Below are 16,856 nucleotides of genomic sequence, written 5' to 3'. Positions count from 1 at the left end.
ACTTACAAAATAATATATTTGTAATTTTAATTTTATAAATTGGATAAAAACTAGCAAAATGATCAACTAAAATAACTTTAATTAAAGCAAAAATACCATTTAAAAAATGGCTTTTTTATAAAAAATATTAAATATTTAAAAATTTGATTAACTAAATTTGACGATTTAAGATTCATTAATCATAACTTTCTACATAATTTTATAAAATTATTTTAGTAATATTTATCATTTTATTAATTACTAGTATTAATATTATACACATTTTTATTGTTTTTTTAAAAAAAATAGTTATTGCTAGTTAAAAATTAAGAATTGGCCTTTTGATAAATTATAGAAATTTAAGTATTTTTAAATGAACTAAATATTTTTGAATAGATTTTATTTTTAATATCAATTACATTAGTTTTTATCAATTTTTAACTTTTTGATAATTGTTATCTTTTCCTTTAATTTTTTAAATATTAATTTTTAGATTAAAAAAACACCAAAAGGTGTTTAATAATTTTTAATATCATTTTTAGATACTAAAGTTTTTTGATAATCTTCATACATATTAACTAATTCTTCAAATGATTTATTTAATAATTCATCTTGAGTTCAATTATGAGTTTGAAGCATTTTTTGTATATATATTTCTCTTCTTTCTGTTTGTGATTTATCAACTAAACTAGCATCACTTTTTAAGAACTTAATATTAAATAGGTTTTTTCTTTTAGTAAATACATCATTTTCTTTATCTACTCAAACATATTCTTCTAATCATTTTTCAAGTTCGCTAATCGCTTGCTCTCTGCTCATATTTAAATCTCAAATATCGTCGGTATTGTATTTTACAGTTAGAGCAATTTCTAAACCATCTTTATTTAAGTGGCTATAGTCAAAAAAGTGTTCTTTTTGTTCTTTCATTATTAAAATAGCAAATTCTTGATTATTGGTTAATGATATTTTAACATCGTCTGCTAGGCTAAATAATGCACCAATTCTAGCCATTTCATAAAATTTGTTAAATGTTAATACAGAATCGTTGTTTTTATAAGTTTTATCATTAAAAAATGGAAAATCTAGTGAAAATTTAGGAACTTCAGGGTCGTTTTTAGGATTATAAAGTGGATCATATCTTTTCTTTGATTTAATATACTCTTGTGTTGGTTTGTATGTTTTTTCTTTATTATTAATAAATTGCCTTGAAAATTCAGAATTGTCTAATTCACTAGTGCTTATTGATAGGGCGGGGTATAAAAACGGATTTAAAATATTAGTATATATACCAAATTGTCATAAACCTCCAAAATTTTTTATATTTTTAATTTGTTCATCTAACAATAGTGTATTATCTCACTCAAAAGTAGTGAATATTTTCAGCCATTCATCCAGTTCATTTTTGGGTTTTAAAATAGGATTTAATAGTTCTTTAAATAAATTAAATCAACCTTTAATTGAATTATGAACTGTTTTTACATATCTATAAAATAAAGGTAACTCTGCTTTTTTCATAATGAAATTTTGATTTTTCAAACTAGCTATTTTACTTTCATAATCCGGATCACGTTCTGAATGTCATTCAATTCTTTCATCGATGTTGTCTTTATTAAGAAACATTCTATCATAATCGTTCATTATAGAATCGAAGGCAGATGAGTCTGCTTTTCATATATTTTTATCTTTCATATCTTGATTAAATTTTTCTGTCAGTTTTTTAAACTCTAAATTTACTCTATCTATGTCAAAAACATCATCCAATTCGTTTCTATTGCCTTCATAATTAAAATAATTTTTTAACGTAAAGTTAGTAATTTCACTATCTTTTGGATTTACTGAAGTGCTATTATTTCGTTTATATTTTTCCACTTCTTTTTTATATGCTAAAATCGGAAGATTATAAATTCAAGCAACTAATTTTCCTAAATTTTCGTTAGTTTTAGAATTAAATCTTGGAATGTCATAGAAAGATAAATCATCATAAACTCCATATTTACTATCAACTTGTTTTTCTACTTCTGTATCGCTTGGATTTTCAGGTTCTAAACCGTTTGGATTAGTAGATGCACTTGGCTCTGATTTAGAATTATTCGGTTTTTCTGGTTCAGGATCTAATTTTCTCTTTTTGATTTCATTATTACTTATTGCCTTATTACAAGAAATAACTGATAAAGGCAATAATAATACCGGAAGTGAAAATAAAATTTTTGCTTTTTTCATTAAACTCCTTATGTTAATTTATATATAAAAATTATATCATTATATTTGTGTGAAAATTTTATTAAAAATTTAATTAAAAATAAAAAAAACACCAAAAGGTGATCATTGGTAGATGAAAATCTATGGTATCACCTTTTTTAAGGTTGCTTATAAAAATTATAGCATCTTTTTAAAAATAAACCAAATATTTTTTAAGAAATTTTGTTTTTTAATAATAATTACTGATTTTTATTGCTATTTGGCTTCTATATTGTTAAATGCTCAATTGTTAATTTGGTTTTTTTGGTAAATATTAGATTTTTTACATTGTTTTAGATTTTTTGTTGCTAGTTAAAGTTATTGCTCTAATTTTTCATTGTTTTATTGGCTTTTATAATGCTTAATGGTTGTTTAATAGTTTGGCTTTTTAATAAATAATAATGTATATTTTAGTTTTGGTAAATAAATTTGTCATTTTTAGTAAATTTTTTAACCGTCAGTTTAAATAATTGCTTATTTTGCTTCTTAAATGCCTTAAAAATGCTTGCTTTTATGATAGTTTGTTAGAGAATTTCTTCTCTGTCAGTGTTTTCATCCTATCAATTAAGGCATAAAAAAGTTTTTTCATTTCTTTAATGAAAGTTTTTATTATTTAGTGATGATAGTTTGCTAAAGAACTTCTTGATTGATAGATGATAGTTTGTTAGAGAACTTCTTTATTTTTAGATGATTTATATAAAGTATAAATCCCAAAGTATTTATACTTTATTCTATACTGACCAATCACTGGACTTATATTAAATAACGAATGTTTTTTCTGATTTGTATTTTAGAAAAAAGAACTAAAGAGCACCAAGATCTCGCAAATCCCAAGCATTTAACTTTTTTATTTTTTATTATAGTTATCACTCAGTGCTTCTTAAAATTATTATAGCACAATATTTTTCAGTTTTTATTTTTTTATTAAATATTTTCACGACAAAATATTAAATATTGGCGAAAAAGATTGAAAATGGCGAGAATAATGCTGATAAATGTTAGATAAAAATATAAGTATTATTTGGCTTTTCGTTTAATTTTAAAATTGCTCTTGCAGTTTTTTGTGAAAAAGTAGAAAATCTTTTAATTATAAATTTTTTTAAATAGTGCGACACACTAATTTCTGTGTGTGTTCCTTGATAACCGTTTTTTGGTAAGTAATTTTCGGTTTTTAAATCATTTTTTATTAAATAATTGATTAATTTTTTTATTTGTGTAGTTTTTTGCTCTGACAATAATGCACCAGCATTTGATAAAATGTTTTCCAATAACTCAATTACTTCTTGAAATTTAAATTCTAGAACTAATTTTTTTATATTCTTTCATAAATTTAATATTCAATTTTCTTTCGGCTTTTTAAGTTCTTCTTTATTGCTTTTATATTTATTTCAATAATAACCTAAAACTTTATTACCGTTTGCTAAAATGTGATAAATATCTGTTATGTATGTAGCATCTAAACCTTTTGCTATTCTTTTAATTCAACTTGCTCCATCACCCATAACTAGAATTTTAAAATTTTTATTACCATATTTTTCTTTTATCACATTTTTAGTTATTTCAATTAATTCTTTTACTGAATGACATTTTTTGTCTTTGTGCTCTATCTTCAATAATAAGTGATAAATTTTTCATTTCTCTTTTTCATTTAAACCAGTGGAAATAACTAACATACGATGTTTAAATTTTATTTTCCGATTATTCTTTTTCAAAGATAAAAAAGTATCATCTAAATTAATGTAAAGTATGTTTTTATCTTTACTTTCTTCAATGAAATTCTTTTCTTTTACTTGTTCTGCTTTAGTTTTTACTAAATTTATTATATAAGTTCTTGAAACATCAAATTTTGATGCTAGTTCGGTTGCAGAAATGCCTTTTATAACTCAATTAACAAGAAGTTTTTGCAAATCAACTTCTATTTGATAATTTCTATTTTTTAAGTAAAAATCATTTTCAAATTGCTTTGTTTCAATTTTACCATCTTCATTTATTCTTTGATATTTAGTAATTTTAAAAACTAAAAGTCCAAAAATCGTTTTTAATTTTCTTTCAATTTTCTTTTGAACTCTTCATTTATCTTTGCGATATTCGCCTTTAAGACGATATTCTTCATCTTCTTTTTCTATTTTCTCTTTCATTGACTTTAATCAATATGAGTTATTTAAATCGTCAGATTCATAAAAATTCATTTTTTCTTCCTTTTCTTTTTCTTTAAATATTATATCTTTCATATAATTTATTTACATCACTTCAATTTTAAAAAGCAAAAAAAGCCACTATAAATAACTTTTATTAATATTTTTTGTATTTTTTATAAAAATAAAAATTCAATGATTATTTTTTAACTATGTAATTAATTTTTCTGCTAAATTCCTTTTAAATTTATTAAATGTCATATTTTTTATAAAAAAACACCCATAAAAGGTGTTTTCATTTATTAAATTAATAGTTATTTATAGTTTGGCAAGATTTTTCATACATCTAACATATTTTTTCAAGAACCTTTTTCATTTCTTTCAAATATTTTAGGAAGTTCGTTAATATCTTCATTAATGATAGCATTATTAATTTCTTCTAAAATTCTTTTTCTTTCTTCTTTTGACATTTCTTCCATAATTTCTCCTTTTTATATTATTATAATTCAATTAAAAAATAAATTAAAATTCTTGTGTTTTATTTAATTTTTGATAAAATGCTTTTTTTATTTGTTGTCCTTTCTTAAAAGGTTTTTTTATTGTATTTTGAATCCTCTTTTATTTCTAAATATTCTTCAACGATTTCATATTTATCATTTTTCATATCGTTGTTTGTAATTATTTTGCCAACTTTTTTCATATCATAATTATTTTTTCACGAATGCAAATTATGTGATAAAACTATCAATTGTTTTTTTAGTAAATTTGCCCATACTTTCTCAAATAAAAACATATAATCTACTAATTTGCTATTTAAATTAAAATCTTTAACAATATTATGTTTGATTTCCTTCTGGTCGCTTTTTTCAACATCATCTATTGTTCAATATGTTTGAAATCTTGATAGTTCTATAATTAAAGGACCGTAATGATATGCTCTAATTTCATTAGAAAATAAAGCAATGTTAAATTTTTTTAAAATGGCTCAATGAGTAAAAAACAGCATTTTTTGTTGTCAAGTTCTTAATTCTTTATCTTTAAAATTCCTATTTTTACAAAATTGTAAAAAATAAGGAAATAAATCTTCTGCTAATATTGATTCAAAACTTTCCATTTTTTAACAACTCCTTTTAAATTATTTAATATCTAAATATTTTTCTAAAATATCTAGATTATCTTCCTTCATTTTATTGTTTGTGATTGTTTTGCCAACACTGTTTTCATCATAAATATCTTTTCAAGAATTTAATTGATGTGCTAAAATTACCAACTCCTCTCTTGTTAAATTTCCGAGTTTATTTCAAACAGATAAAATGTAATCAATGATTTTATCTTCAATGTTAAATTTATCGCTTAATTCCCTTTTTATTTTGCTTTCTGTAGTTTTTTCAATATCTTCACTTTTAAAAACAGTATATTTTTGTTTTCAAAACACTTCTAGAATGTTTGTTCCAAAATAAAATGCTTTAAATTCTTCTTTAAATAGTGAAATATCAAATTTCTTTAAAACTGCTCAGTGAGTAAAAAACAGCATTTTCTGCTGTCAAGTAAGCAAATTTCAGTCCTTAAACTTTTTTAAATTACAATATTTTAAAAAAGTTTCAAAAAACAATAAAGCAGATATTGGTTTAAATTTGTTCATTTTAATTTCTCCTTTTACATCGTTATTTTAATTCAATTAAAAAATAAATTAAAATTCTTGTATTTTAATTAAATTTTGATAAAATACTTTCATTTTTTATTTAAATAATAAAATATGTTTTTATTACTATTTTTTCTTTATGTTTAGTTTAATTAATTGTTGATTTTTGAATAAAAAAACACCAAAAGGTGTTTAATAATCAACAACATTTTTTGTCTGTTGTCTTCTTTGATAATCTTCATACAATTTAATTAATTCGCTAAATGTTTTATTTTCCAATTCTTTTGCACTTCAATTTTTACTATTAATCATTTTTTGTTTATATGCTTTTTCTCTTTCTTCTAATGTTTTGTCTTTAATGACAGTATCATAATGTGAAGAATCTAATTCTCGCCTATCAGTTTGACTATTTGTTGTATAAAATCTATCAGTTTTTAAAAATTTGATGTTAAATAAATCTTTTCTTTTAGTATAAATACCTCTTTTTTTATCAACTCAAACATATTGTTCAAATCAATTTTCTAATTCTATTAATGCTTCTTTTCTAGTCATATTTAAATCTCAAATATTGTTGGTGTTATATGGAATTGTTGTGGCAATAACATTACCGTTTTTATCTAAATGACTATAGTTGAAAAAATGTTCTTTAGAAATTTCTCTTAATTTTTCATTTTCTAAAAAATCACCGTTAATATATTTTTTTCGGGAGGTTCCTTCTGGATTTGCAACCTTATTAAATAACAATCCAATTCTAGCCATTTCATAAAATTTGTTAAATGTTAATACTGAATCATTTTTTGGGTATTTTTTATCACTAAAAAATGGTAAATCTAAAGTAAAAGTATTGGTTGTTCCGAATATACTACTGATTTTATCATCATTTAATTCTCTAGAAGTTTTTCTATTATTATTAATAAATTGTTCTGAAAAACCGTATTCTAATAATTCTGGCTCTGCCAATGTTACTGCGGGATAAAGAGTTGGATTTAAAATATCGGTAAAACTATAAAAATGTCAAAGATCTTTAAAATTGTTAATTTTATCTGCTTGTTCTTCCAAAGTTAATTTTTCATCTCATTTATAAGGAATATTTTTTTCATATCAACTATTTGGATCTTCTTTTTTAATTGGATTTATTAATTTGCTAAAACTAATATATCAATTATCAATAGTTTTTTTTAGTTGCTTAACATAGTTAAAAAATAAAGGTTCTGCTAGTTCTTTCATTAATACTTGTCCAAATATTTTCATTTCCATTATTTTATAATATGCATCCGTTCCTTTTTCGGCTTCAATTTTTGATTCATCAAATTCATTAAGATTAACAAACATTCTATTTAAATCTTTAACGACATTTTTAAATGTCGGAGCATCGCCGATGCCTAAATTGCTTTCTCTCATTTGACGATTAAATTCATCAACGGCTTCATTAAATTTTTTATCTACATTATCAATATCAAATGATTTTTTTAACATTCTTTCATTTCTACTATCAGAAAAGAAAATATTAAAGTATTTATTCGGAATTGAAACATATTGTCCATCAAGTGATATTGATTTTTCTCTTTCATAATCTTCTAAAGATTGTTTATATGATAAAACTGGAAAATTATAAATTCAAGCCATTAATCTTCCTAAATTTTCTTTAGTTTTAGCATTGAATTGAGGGGTTTGAAAATATGTTAAATCATCATAAACTCCATAATTTGAATCACTTTGTTCAATTGGTTGGTTAACATTATTTCCAGGTTCTTCCTCAATTGGAGAAACTTTTGGTTTAGGTTCTTCGGGCTTGGGATTATATTTTCCATTAAAACCACCTGGTCTATTTCCGTTATGGTTTAATCTAATAGAACAAGAAATTACTGATAAGGGCAATAATAAAGCGGGAAGGGAAAATAAAATTTTTGTTTTTTTCATCAAACTCCTTTTGTTAATTTTTATATAAAAAAATCGTTCAAAAATTAGAACGACCTCTTTGTTCGTTGGCGAATTTACAAAATCGCTTAAGGCTGGCTCAACTTTTAAAGAGTTAGTAGTAACTTAATCTACTATTATATTCTAACACATTTTTATATTTTTCAAAGAAAAATACACCTAAAGGTGTATTAAAAGGTTTTAAAATATAAAAATACAATATTTTTAAAGTAATTTATGAACTAAAATGAAAGAAGTTTAATGAGATATTTAAGTGATAATAAAAAAATAAAAATGATAAAATAAAAGATAAATTTTAAAAAATATTGTATAATTATATTGTAATGTGCTAGCCCTTTGGGGTTAGTTTTTTTATATTATTTTTCTTCGTCTAATATATAACACATATCCACCATAAGAAGAAAAAGTTATAGTTATTAATAAAACACCAGAAATTAAAAGAATATTGCTTGTTTTTTTTAAATCGTCTAATGATTCAAGTGCCGATTTTATTTGTTCTCCATCGTTTGTTTTATTATTCTTTCCTTTATAGAAAGGAGAATGAATAATGTTTAACAAATCATTAGTTATAGTAATTTTGGCACTTCCTTTAAATTTTCTTCCATCCGATAATTCTTTCATTTTAGGAATTAATGTTGCAACAATCGAATTTAAAGTTTTAGGTTTTAATAGAGCATCTATAATATCTTCTTCTTTTTCAATTTCAATCAATTCTTTTATGTCATTATTTCCAAAATATTTAGTTGTTTGTTTTACTAATTCTCTAAAAATTTCATCTTTTAATATTTGTTTATCAATAATTTCTTTAAACGAAATTGTTTTAAATATCATTTTAGAAAAATCAGTTTCTGCAATTTCTGTTGGATTTATTGATGAATTTTCATTTTTATCATCATCGTCATTTTGATTTTTACTTTTTTGAAAATCTTCGTTTTCTTTTTTCTTATGTTCAGGTGATTCATTTACATCTAACATATTATTAGTTACATTAACAGTTGTATAACCTATAAATTTTTTATCATCAGATAACTTTTCAAATTTAGGTTTAATAATCAGTTTTTCAACATTTAGTGATAGTTCTTTTACTAAAGAATTAAGAATTTTGTCAAAATTTTCAATTTCAATTAAATTCGATACATTATTATTTCCAAAATATTTTTCAAATTGCTTTTGTAAATTTTCGTAAATTTTAATTGATAATTCTTTTTTGTTTGTTAATTTTTTGAAAAACATATCTTCTAATTTCATTTTAGAAAAATCAGTTTCAGTAATTTGAGATGTATCTATATTTGATCCATCCCCATTATCATCACTTCCGTTTCCACCATTTCCGTTATCTCCATTTCCACCGTTTCCGTTTCCGTTGCTTCCGTTTCCGCCGTTTCCATTTCCACCATTTCCATCTTCTCCATTCCCGCCGTTTCCGTTATCTCCGTTTCCATTTCCACCATTTCCATCTTCTCCATTCCCGCCGTTTCCGTTATCTCCGTTTCCATTTCCACCGTTTCCATCATCGCCATTTCCGTTTCCACCACTTCCGTTTCCGTTGTTTCCGTCTTCTCCATTTCCACCGTTTCCGTTATCTCCGTTTCCGTTTCCATTGCTTCCGTTTCCATCATCGCCATTTCCGTTTCCACCACTTCCGTTTCCGTCGTTTCCGTTATCTCCGTTTCCGTTTCCACCACTTCCATTTCCGCCACTTCCGTTTCCGTCGTTTCCGTCGTCTCCATTTCCACTGTTTCCGTTATTTTTATCTTTTTCATTATTGTTTTCTTCAACTTTATAAGGATTTTCGTTTGTAGAAACTTTTAATTCTAAATAAACAGTGTATTCTTTGTCGTTGAATTCTAAACTACTAATAATTTTTTTTCTAAAATTAAATGTTAATATTGCTCTTTGATTTTCATTTGATTTTTGTTCAAGTTTATTAACTCTAGCACTATAAATTTCTAAATTTTCATATGTTAAATCATCAAAAAAATTATTGTCTTTATTATTTAAATCTTGTATGGTAATTACTTCTTTATTTTTTCAATAAAAATCATTGATTTTATTTGTATTAACTTTCGGATTAAATAATTCGCTTTCTTTCATTCAATTACCCGAAATTGTAATTGTTTTAGTATTTAAGTGAATAAAATTACTTTTTGTAGAAAAATTAAAATGAATTTTATCATCAATATTTTCTGATTGATTAAAACTATTTATTTTAAAATCTTCATTAATTTTTTGATTAAATAAAATTAAAGACAATTTATAGTTGTTATTAAATGTATTAGAAGTTAATAAATTGTCATTTAAATTTGATAAAAATATTTTAATTTTAGAATTTAAACTATTTTCTTGTTGATTTTCCGCGGTTTTTTGACTTTCTAAATAATTAATTAAAATATTTCTATTTTTAAGAGTGTTATCAATTTCTTTAATTGCTCATTCTAAAAGTTTAATATAAGTTTTATTACTGTTATTTGATTTGGATTTTAAATTTTCTAAATTCCCACCTAATAATGATTTTAATATTGCTTGAGGTTGAGAAAGTAATAACATTTGAGAAACCAAATCACCTTCTTGATTATCAATTAATAATTGAAAGGTATTTAAGTTAATAAAATCATTTTTTATTAATTCAATAGCATCTTTTGCTTTTTGATTTAATTGCTTTATTAATTTATTAATTATTTCAGTTTCACTTTCAAATTCAATGTTTAAATCAATATATTCAGAGTAAGGAAAAGAAACAAATTCTTTTAATTTTTCTCGATATTTATTTTTAGTTTCTTTATCAATTGGATAAGGATTATATTCCATAAAATTTTTTACATCTTTTCAACTAACAATTGGCAAAACATCAACCAATGAAGTTTCTAATGTTGCAAAGGCATAAAATTCTTTTCAATAATTTAAAATTTCATCATAAGAAAGTATTTTGGCAATATTTACATCTAAATTATATTTAGTTTTTAAAAATACTAATAATTGCTTTCCTCAATAATGGTCTCATAAAGGAGTGATATTATCTTTTAAATAAACAAAGTTAGAATTTTCTTTAATTGATTTAGAAAAAAATTCATCATTAATTTTAATATTTTGTCCGTTATTTTTTTTAATATAAACTAATTTATGTTTTGCTTGCCCATCATCTCTATTTGCTACTATTTTAAAAAGTCCCGCATCTCCGATGACATTTTCTTTATTTTTATAAAAATTTAAATTATTACTATAAAATTCTTGTTTATCCCATTCTTTGGTTTTTTCATTATATTTTCAAACATCAAAGCGATTAATTCCATCACTTAATTCTAATTTTATTCCCCCATAAACAACATGTGCTTCATAAATATTTGTAATTTCATAAACATTATGTGTTTGATTTAATGTTTTAATTTCCCTTTTTTCTCCTTGAGCATTTAAAGGATTAAATAAAATAAATTGATTATTATGATTATAAATTAATTTTAAAGTGGCTTTATTTCCTTTTTCAATTGGCACTCTAATTTCATCAGTTAATATTACATATTCTAAGTTAGTTCCCGTTTGACTATTAATAAATGGATTATATTTTGGATTAGGAATTCTATTTTTATTTTTATCTAAAATATAATTACCTTTAGGATCTTTTAAAAATTGTTCTATAATTTCTCTTTGCTCGGGATTTTCGTTTGGATTTCAAGCAAAAAATTTGACATTAAATAAAATGTCTTTTTGCGATTGAATTAATATTTTTTTTCTAAATACAGTTTCCGTTGCTTTAGTTTGAGCATCAAATTTTTTCACCTCTATTAAATAAAGATTGATATTTTGATATTGATTTAATGTTTTTTCATATTCCTTTTTTAACTCTTCATCATTTGTTAATTTATACTTTTTTTCCACATCTAATAATTTTGCCAATAATGTATTTGTTTTAGGATCATTGAATTTATCTTTAAATTGATATTTATAAATATTGTTATAAATCGGAATTGCTTCATTATTAATATATAAAATTTCGTTTTTTTCTTTAGGAGAGAAAAATTCAAGTGTTGGGAAATTATAGTAAATATCAATTTCTTCAATTACTTTTTCATTTTCAACCATAAATTCTCTTGTTATTTTGGTGGGAACTTCACTTTGAAGTGGACTATATTCAGTTGAATTTGTTTTATCAATATAAGAACTTGGTTTAATTTTTAATCTTTTTTCAATTTTATAATCAACAAAATTATCAATTCTTTCATAATTTATTCTATCAAACACTATAATTGAAGAATTATTACCATTAATATCAATATAATTGAATTTTAAAATGGAAGTGTTATCACTATCATTATTTTCAAATTTTGCATTAATATTTAATTCATTATTTTCACTAACAAATTGTTTAATTTCCTCTTGTTTTTCTAAAATAACTTTATAATTAGATTTTTTATCTAGTATTTTAGTTTTATCAAATGCATCTACAAAATTGGTTTCTGAATTATAACTTATTGTTCCGCCCGGTGTTATTCAACCATTTTCAACTAAACTTAATTTTAATTTATTTAAATTTTCAATTAATTCTTGATTTTTAGCATTTAAATCATTAATTTCTTGTTGTTTAAGTTTTTTTATTTCAGAAAAATCTCAATCAAAACTTATTTTTACTTTAAAGGCAGTAATTCTTGAATCAAAATGTGCTTCATCTTTTCAATAATTTACAAATTTAAAATTAACATCAATATTTAAATTTTTAATTTTAACTATTTTATTAGCATTTTCATTTGTTTTACTTGATATAAATTCCAATTGTTTTTTATAACTTTCAATTATTTTCTTTTTAATTTCTTCTCCAATTTTTTTTGATTTTTGATTTTTTAAAATTGAATAATTTTTATCATAGTTAAAAATATTATTTTCCAAAACATTCATATCATACAATATATCAGATATATTTCATTCTTTATTTTTAATATCTTTAATTTTCGTATTTCTATCTTGCAAATTTATAGAAGAATTATAAAGTTTTATGTCTAAATTATCAATTCACTGATTTAAATCTTTTTCATTTTTAATGACTTTTTCATAATCGGGTTTTTCATACTTTGCTCATTTTCCATCATCTGCTTTATATGTTTTGTGACCAAATTTATAATTTATTGTTTGTTCTGGTTTAAGAGATAAAAAGTTTTTCCAGTTTTTTGTTGAAGTTTTTCATAAATTTTTATTTGCCCCAAATCAACCGTTAGAATCATTTTGTTTTTCTTTTGATAAATTAACATCATCAGAATAGTCCAAAATACTAAGATTTTCCTCAAATGATCCATAATTATAATTTTGACCTCAAGCATAAATCTCTTTTGGTCTATTGACAGTTTCTATTCCATCAATTGTAAATTTCATCATAGGTAAAAAATTTTCATTATTTTTTCATCTTTGGTCTTTTGAATTATTTTCTTTAATTCCAGATTGAAATACAAAACCATCTGTTGAAATGAAAGTTTCAGCTTCTGCAGAAAAACCTATTTTATTATTTGTATTAATATTTATGTCGCTTTTGTCTTTAGGAAGTTGCTCTAATCATTTTGGATCGTTTATTAAATATGAATAATTACTATTATTTGATGAATTTGTTGTTGAATTATTAATTTCGGTTTTTTCTTCATCGCTTGCAAAATTATATTTAAAATCAAAATTTATTGATAAATTAAATTGGGTTTTCGAATTCTGATAACTTTCAATTATTTCAATATTATCAAATTCAATATTTTTTATATTTTCTGTATGTTTAAAAATTGATAAAAATTCAATTGGCAATTCATTTAAACCTAATTCTTGGACTGATGATGGCAAATTGTCGCTATGAGCAAAAAGTTCGTTAAAATCATCAAAATCGTAAATTTCATTTGAATTTAAGTCAGTGAAAAAATCTTTTAAATCCTTTTTTATTGTATTAATTAATTGTCTTTTTTGATTATCGTTTAAGTTTTTATCAAAAGTTGATAAATATGTAGTAAAATTTATTTTTTCAATTTTCTTGCCATTTTTATCTGTGTTAGATAAACTATTTTTTTTCAAAAATTCATCAATAGGAGCAAGTGATTTTTTTAATTTCAATGGTAATTGATTTTTTGAACCGTCTTTTATATTTATATAATTAAGGTCGAATGATATTTTTAAATTTTTTTTACTATTATCTATTTTTGATTCGATAATGAGATTATTAAATTTAACATTTTTTATTATATTGTTAGTAAATAATTTTGGTAAAATGAATGTCTGAAAAATTTTATTTAATTCTGAATTTCATTTTCATTTTTCGTTTCAATTATCAGACATAAATTCTTGATTAAAGTGCATATTTTTAATATCGGTAAAGATTTTATTATATTTATATTTTGCATCTTCAATTAAATCATTATTAGATAATGAAACATAATGATTAATTTTGATATTTTCATTTGTTTCTACTTTATTATTAACATTATTTATTGGATTTGAATTATTAATATTTATTTCATCTATTTCATAACTACACTTTATATGAATTAAATCTATTATTTTTTCAGGTTCTTTTTCGTGAAATATATCCTCTTGGCGATAAATTTCTTCAGTGGAATATGTAAATTCAAAATTAATAGTTTTAAAAAATTGAGTTTCACTTATTTTTTTCTTCAAATTATCAAGAATTTTAGTTTTTACTGATTTATTAATTATAAAATTTTCAAGTTGTTTTTCCAATTTATTCATCGTTATATTTTCATAACTTTTTGTTTTAACATTGTCAGAAAAAGAATTAAATATTTTTTCGCTATATTCAATTCGGTTAATTTCAAATTTTCCTGATATAACTTCATTATTACTATTAGCACTTATAAAAAATGGCAAAGTAAAAACTATTGGTATTGTTGATAATAGCAAGTGAAATTTAGTTTTTCTTTTCATAATCCTCCTTAATTTGTTTTATTGTTGATATTTTAATTTTCAAGTTCATTTGTTGTTTTAAAATGTAATTTAGCAATTTTATCTAATTTATTAAAACCGTAGATTTTTAAAAACTTTTGGGCAGCCACTTTAACATTAGCACTTGCACCTAGAGGGAAATTAAATTTTCACAGTTGCTCTTGTTCTTTCATTTTTTCTAGTAAAAAATCTCTTGCTAAAATGGAAGCACAAGCAACTTCTAAATACTTATCTTCGCTATGAATTTCTAATGTTAAAGGTGAATTAATTTTTTTAACTTTATATAAATTATTTGATGCTAATTTTTCCATATAAAGTAAAATTGTTTTTTCGGTGGAAAATTGGTCAATTACTATTTCATCAACTAGTAAATTTTCTTCCATATAATTAATATTTTGCAAATGAATTAACATTTTTAATTCATTAGCATTTAATTTTTTATTTAATTTATTATATTCTTGTTGTGATAAATAACTGATTTTATAAATGCAATATTCTTTTAATTTTTGGGCAAGGTTTTTAATTGTATAATCAGAAAGTTTTTTTGAATCTTTGATATTTAATTCTTTAATTATAGCTAAATTTGATTTAGGAATATAAACAGCACAAGCGACAATTGGTGTTAAATAATCGCCAGTGCCCACTTCATCACAACCAACCCTTTTAACAGTGTGTTGTTTATTCATTTTGCTCCTTTATTTGTATTTAAAATTTTTTAATATCTTCTTTAATTCTTTCGGGAAAAGAAAGTTGCTCGGTTTTTATTTTTGTATCTTCTTTGAAATTAAAAGAATTTGGCTCACGAAGAAGTTCTTTTATATATTCTGATAGTTGATAATCACCCAATTTATCAAATTCTTTAGCAATTAAATATGCTTCATTTTTAAAATTTAAATCATCTTTTTCAGAGTAGTATTTTATTAAATTAATTATGTTGCCTTTTTTCATTTTGTTCCTTTTTTTGTGTGTTTTTAGAACTTAAGTAAGTTTTCATCTTCATTTAATTCATCTTCTGTTTCTTCAATTATTTGCTTTAATTTTTGTATATGCTCTTGTAAAAGGTTGTTTGAATTTTCTTTTATATAGTTATATAAAATTAATTTCGTTTCTATTATATTTCACATTAAATAATATTCATCGTTTTCAGTAATTCTGTATATAAGGGAAATATATTGAACATCATCATTTTTATCAATTAATTTATATAAAGTTTTAGTTAAAAACTTTTTAGCATTATAGTTTAAATTTGAACTAGTAAATCCAATACCATAATCATTATAATCTGTATGTTTATGAATATAATTGGCACCTTCAAGTTTATGTTGATAAAGAATTTTTTAATTTCTTCAACTGTTCAATAAGATAATTTATTGTCATTATAAAATCGTCATTTATCAAAATCTAATACTTTATCATAAAGATTGTTTTCAATCATATAATGCTTAATTTTTTCCACAAGTCAATTTTTTTCTTTTTTAATAAAACTTTTATCTTCATCTTCTAGTTTTGCAAGAGTTATAAATTCTTTTATTTTGTCAATATATTTTTGCTTTAATAAACTTTGTTTTCAAGTTAAAAATAATGTTAAATGCTCTGAAAAAGATGAAATTTCTCATTTATCTCAAGATTGCTTTAATTTCATACTTTTAAGTAAATTTTTATAACAATCATTTTTATAACTTCAATTTTTTATTGAATAATTACTAATGTTTTTAACAAAATCAATTCCCGATAACTTTTTAGTTATTTGATAAAAATTGAAAAAGATTTTTTCTCTATTTAAAAAAACAGTTTTTGATTTTTTATAATTAAAATAAGATGTAAGATTTTCAATGCGGGCTTTATAATACTTTACACTTTTAATGGGACTATTATCATAAAAATCTCAATAGACAGTTTTTAAATCTTTTTTATCTTCAAGATAATTAAAAAATTGATAATAAACTGCTGATTTAATATTATTTTTAACTGTTTGTTGCTGTAAAATATCTTCCATATTTTTTCCT

Annotated in this window: 11 protein-coding genes; all 11 read right to left on the bottom strand. The window is 22.4% G+C overall.

Annotated features, from left to right (window positions below; genetic code table 4):
* Positions 1–495 precede the first annotated feature (495 nt).
* Complete coding sequence (locus tag QEG99_RS01535) at positions 496–2,199, bottom strand: hypothetical protein (protein ID WP_280102250.1); 1,704 nt, start codon at positions 2,197–2,199, stop codon at positions 496–498.
* Positions 2,200–3,215: 1,016 nt separating this feature from the next.
* Entirely contained in the window at positions 3,216–4,448 is a 1,233-nt protein-coding gene (locus QEG99_RS01530; protein WP_280102249.1) for an Mbov_0401 family ICE element transposase-like protein, read from the bottom strand.
* 218 nt (positions 4,449–4,666) lie between these two features.
* Positions 4,667–4,831 (bottom strand): hypothetical protein, encoded by a 165-nt coding sequence (locus QEG99_RS01525; RefSeq protein ID WP_280102248.1) that lies wholly within the window; start codon positions 4,829–4,831, stop codon positions 4,667–4,669.
* A gap of 104 nt (positions 4,832–4,935) precedes the next feature.
* Positions 4,936–5,466, bottom strand: coding sequence for a type II toxin-antitoxin system antitoxin SocA domain-containing protein (locus QEG99_RS01520; protein ID WP_280102247.1), 531 nt, complete (start codon positions 5,464–5,466; stop codon positions 4,936–4,938).
* 21 nt (positions 5,467–5,487) lie between these two features.
* The gene (locus QEG99_RS01515; RefSeq protein WP_280102246.1) at positions 5,488–5,994 is read right to left on the bottom strand and encodes a type II toxin-antitoxin system antitoxin SocA domain-containing protein; all 507 of its coding nucleotides are present in this window, start codon (positions 5,992–5,994) and stop codon (positions 5,488–5,490) included.
* Positions 5,995–6,186: 192 nt separating this feature from the next.
* Positions 6,187–7,914 (bottom strand): hypothetical protein, encoded by a 1,728-nt coding sequence (locus QEG99_RS01510; protein WP_280102245.1) that lies wholly within the window; start codon positions 7,912–7,914, stop codon positions 6,187–6,189.
* A 369-nt stretch (positions 7,915–8,283) separates the two neighbouring features.
* Complete coding sequence (locus tag QEG99_RS01505; RefSeq protein WP_280102244.1) at positions 8,284–14,832, bottom strand: Mbov_0399 family ICE element protein; 6,549 nt, start codon at positions 14,830–14,832, stop codon at positions 8,284–8,286.
* Between the two features lie 32 nt (positions 14,833–14,864).
* Positions 14,865–15,536, bottom strand: coding sequence for a ribonuclease HIII (locus QEG99_RS01500; protein ID WP_280102243.1), 672 nt, complete (start codon positions 15,534–15,536; stop codon positions 14,865–14,867).
* A 19-nt stretch (positions 15,537–15,555) separates the two neighbouring features.
* Positions 15,556–15,798, bottom strand: a complete 243-nt coding sequence (locus QEG99_RS01495) for a hypothetical protein (protein ID WP_280102242.1) — start codon at positions 15,796–15,798, stop codon at positions 15,556–15,558.
* Between the two features lie 23 nt (positions 15,799–15,821).
* A complete protein-coding gene (locus tag QEG99_RS01490) occupies positions 15,822–15,974 on the bottom strand; it encodes a hypothetical protein (protein ID WP_280102241.1) in 153 nt (50 codons plus the stop codon).
* A 116-nt stretch (positions 15,975–16,090) separates the two neighbouring features.
* A complete protein-coding gene (locus QEG99_RS01485) occupies positions 16,091–16,846 on the bottom strand; it encodes a hypothetical protein (protein WP_280102240.1) in 756 nt (251 codons plus the stop codon).
* Positions 16,847–16,856 lie beyond the last annotated feature (10 nt).

The sequence above is a fragment of the Mesomycoplasma lagogenitalium genome, from assembly GCF_029854295.1.
GTDB classification, from domain to species: domain Bacteria; phylum Bacillota_I; class Bacilli_A; order Mycoplasmatales; family Metamycoplasmataceae; genus Mesomycoplasma_A; species Mesomycoplasma_A lagogenitalium.
The sequence above is the reverse complement of the archived record's forward strand: the minus strand, read 5'-3'. Positions and strand labels throughout refer to the sequence as shown.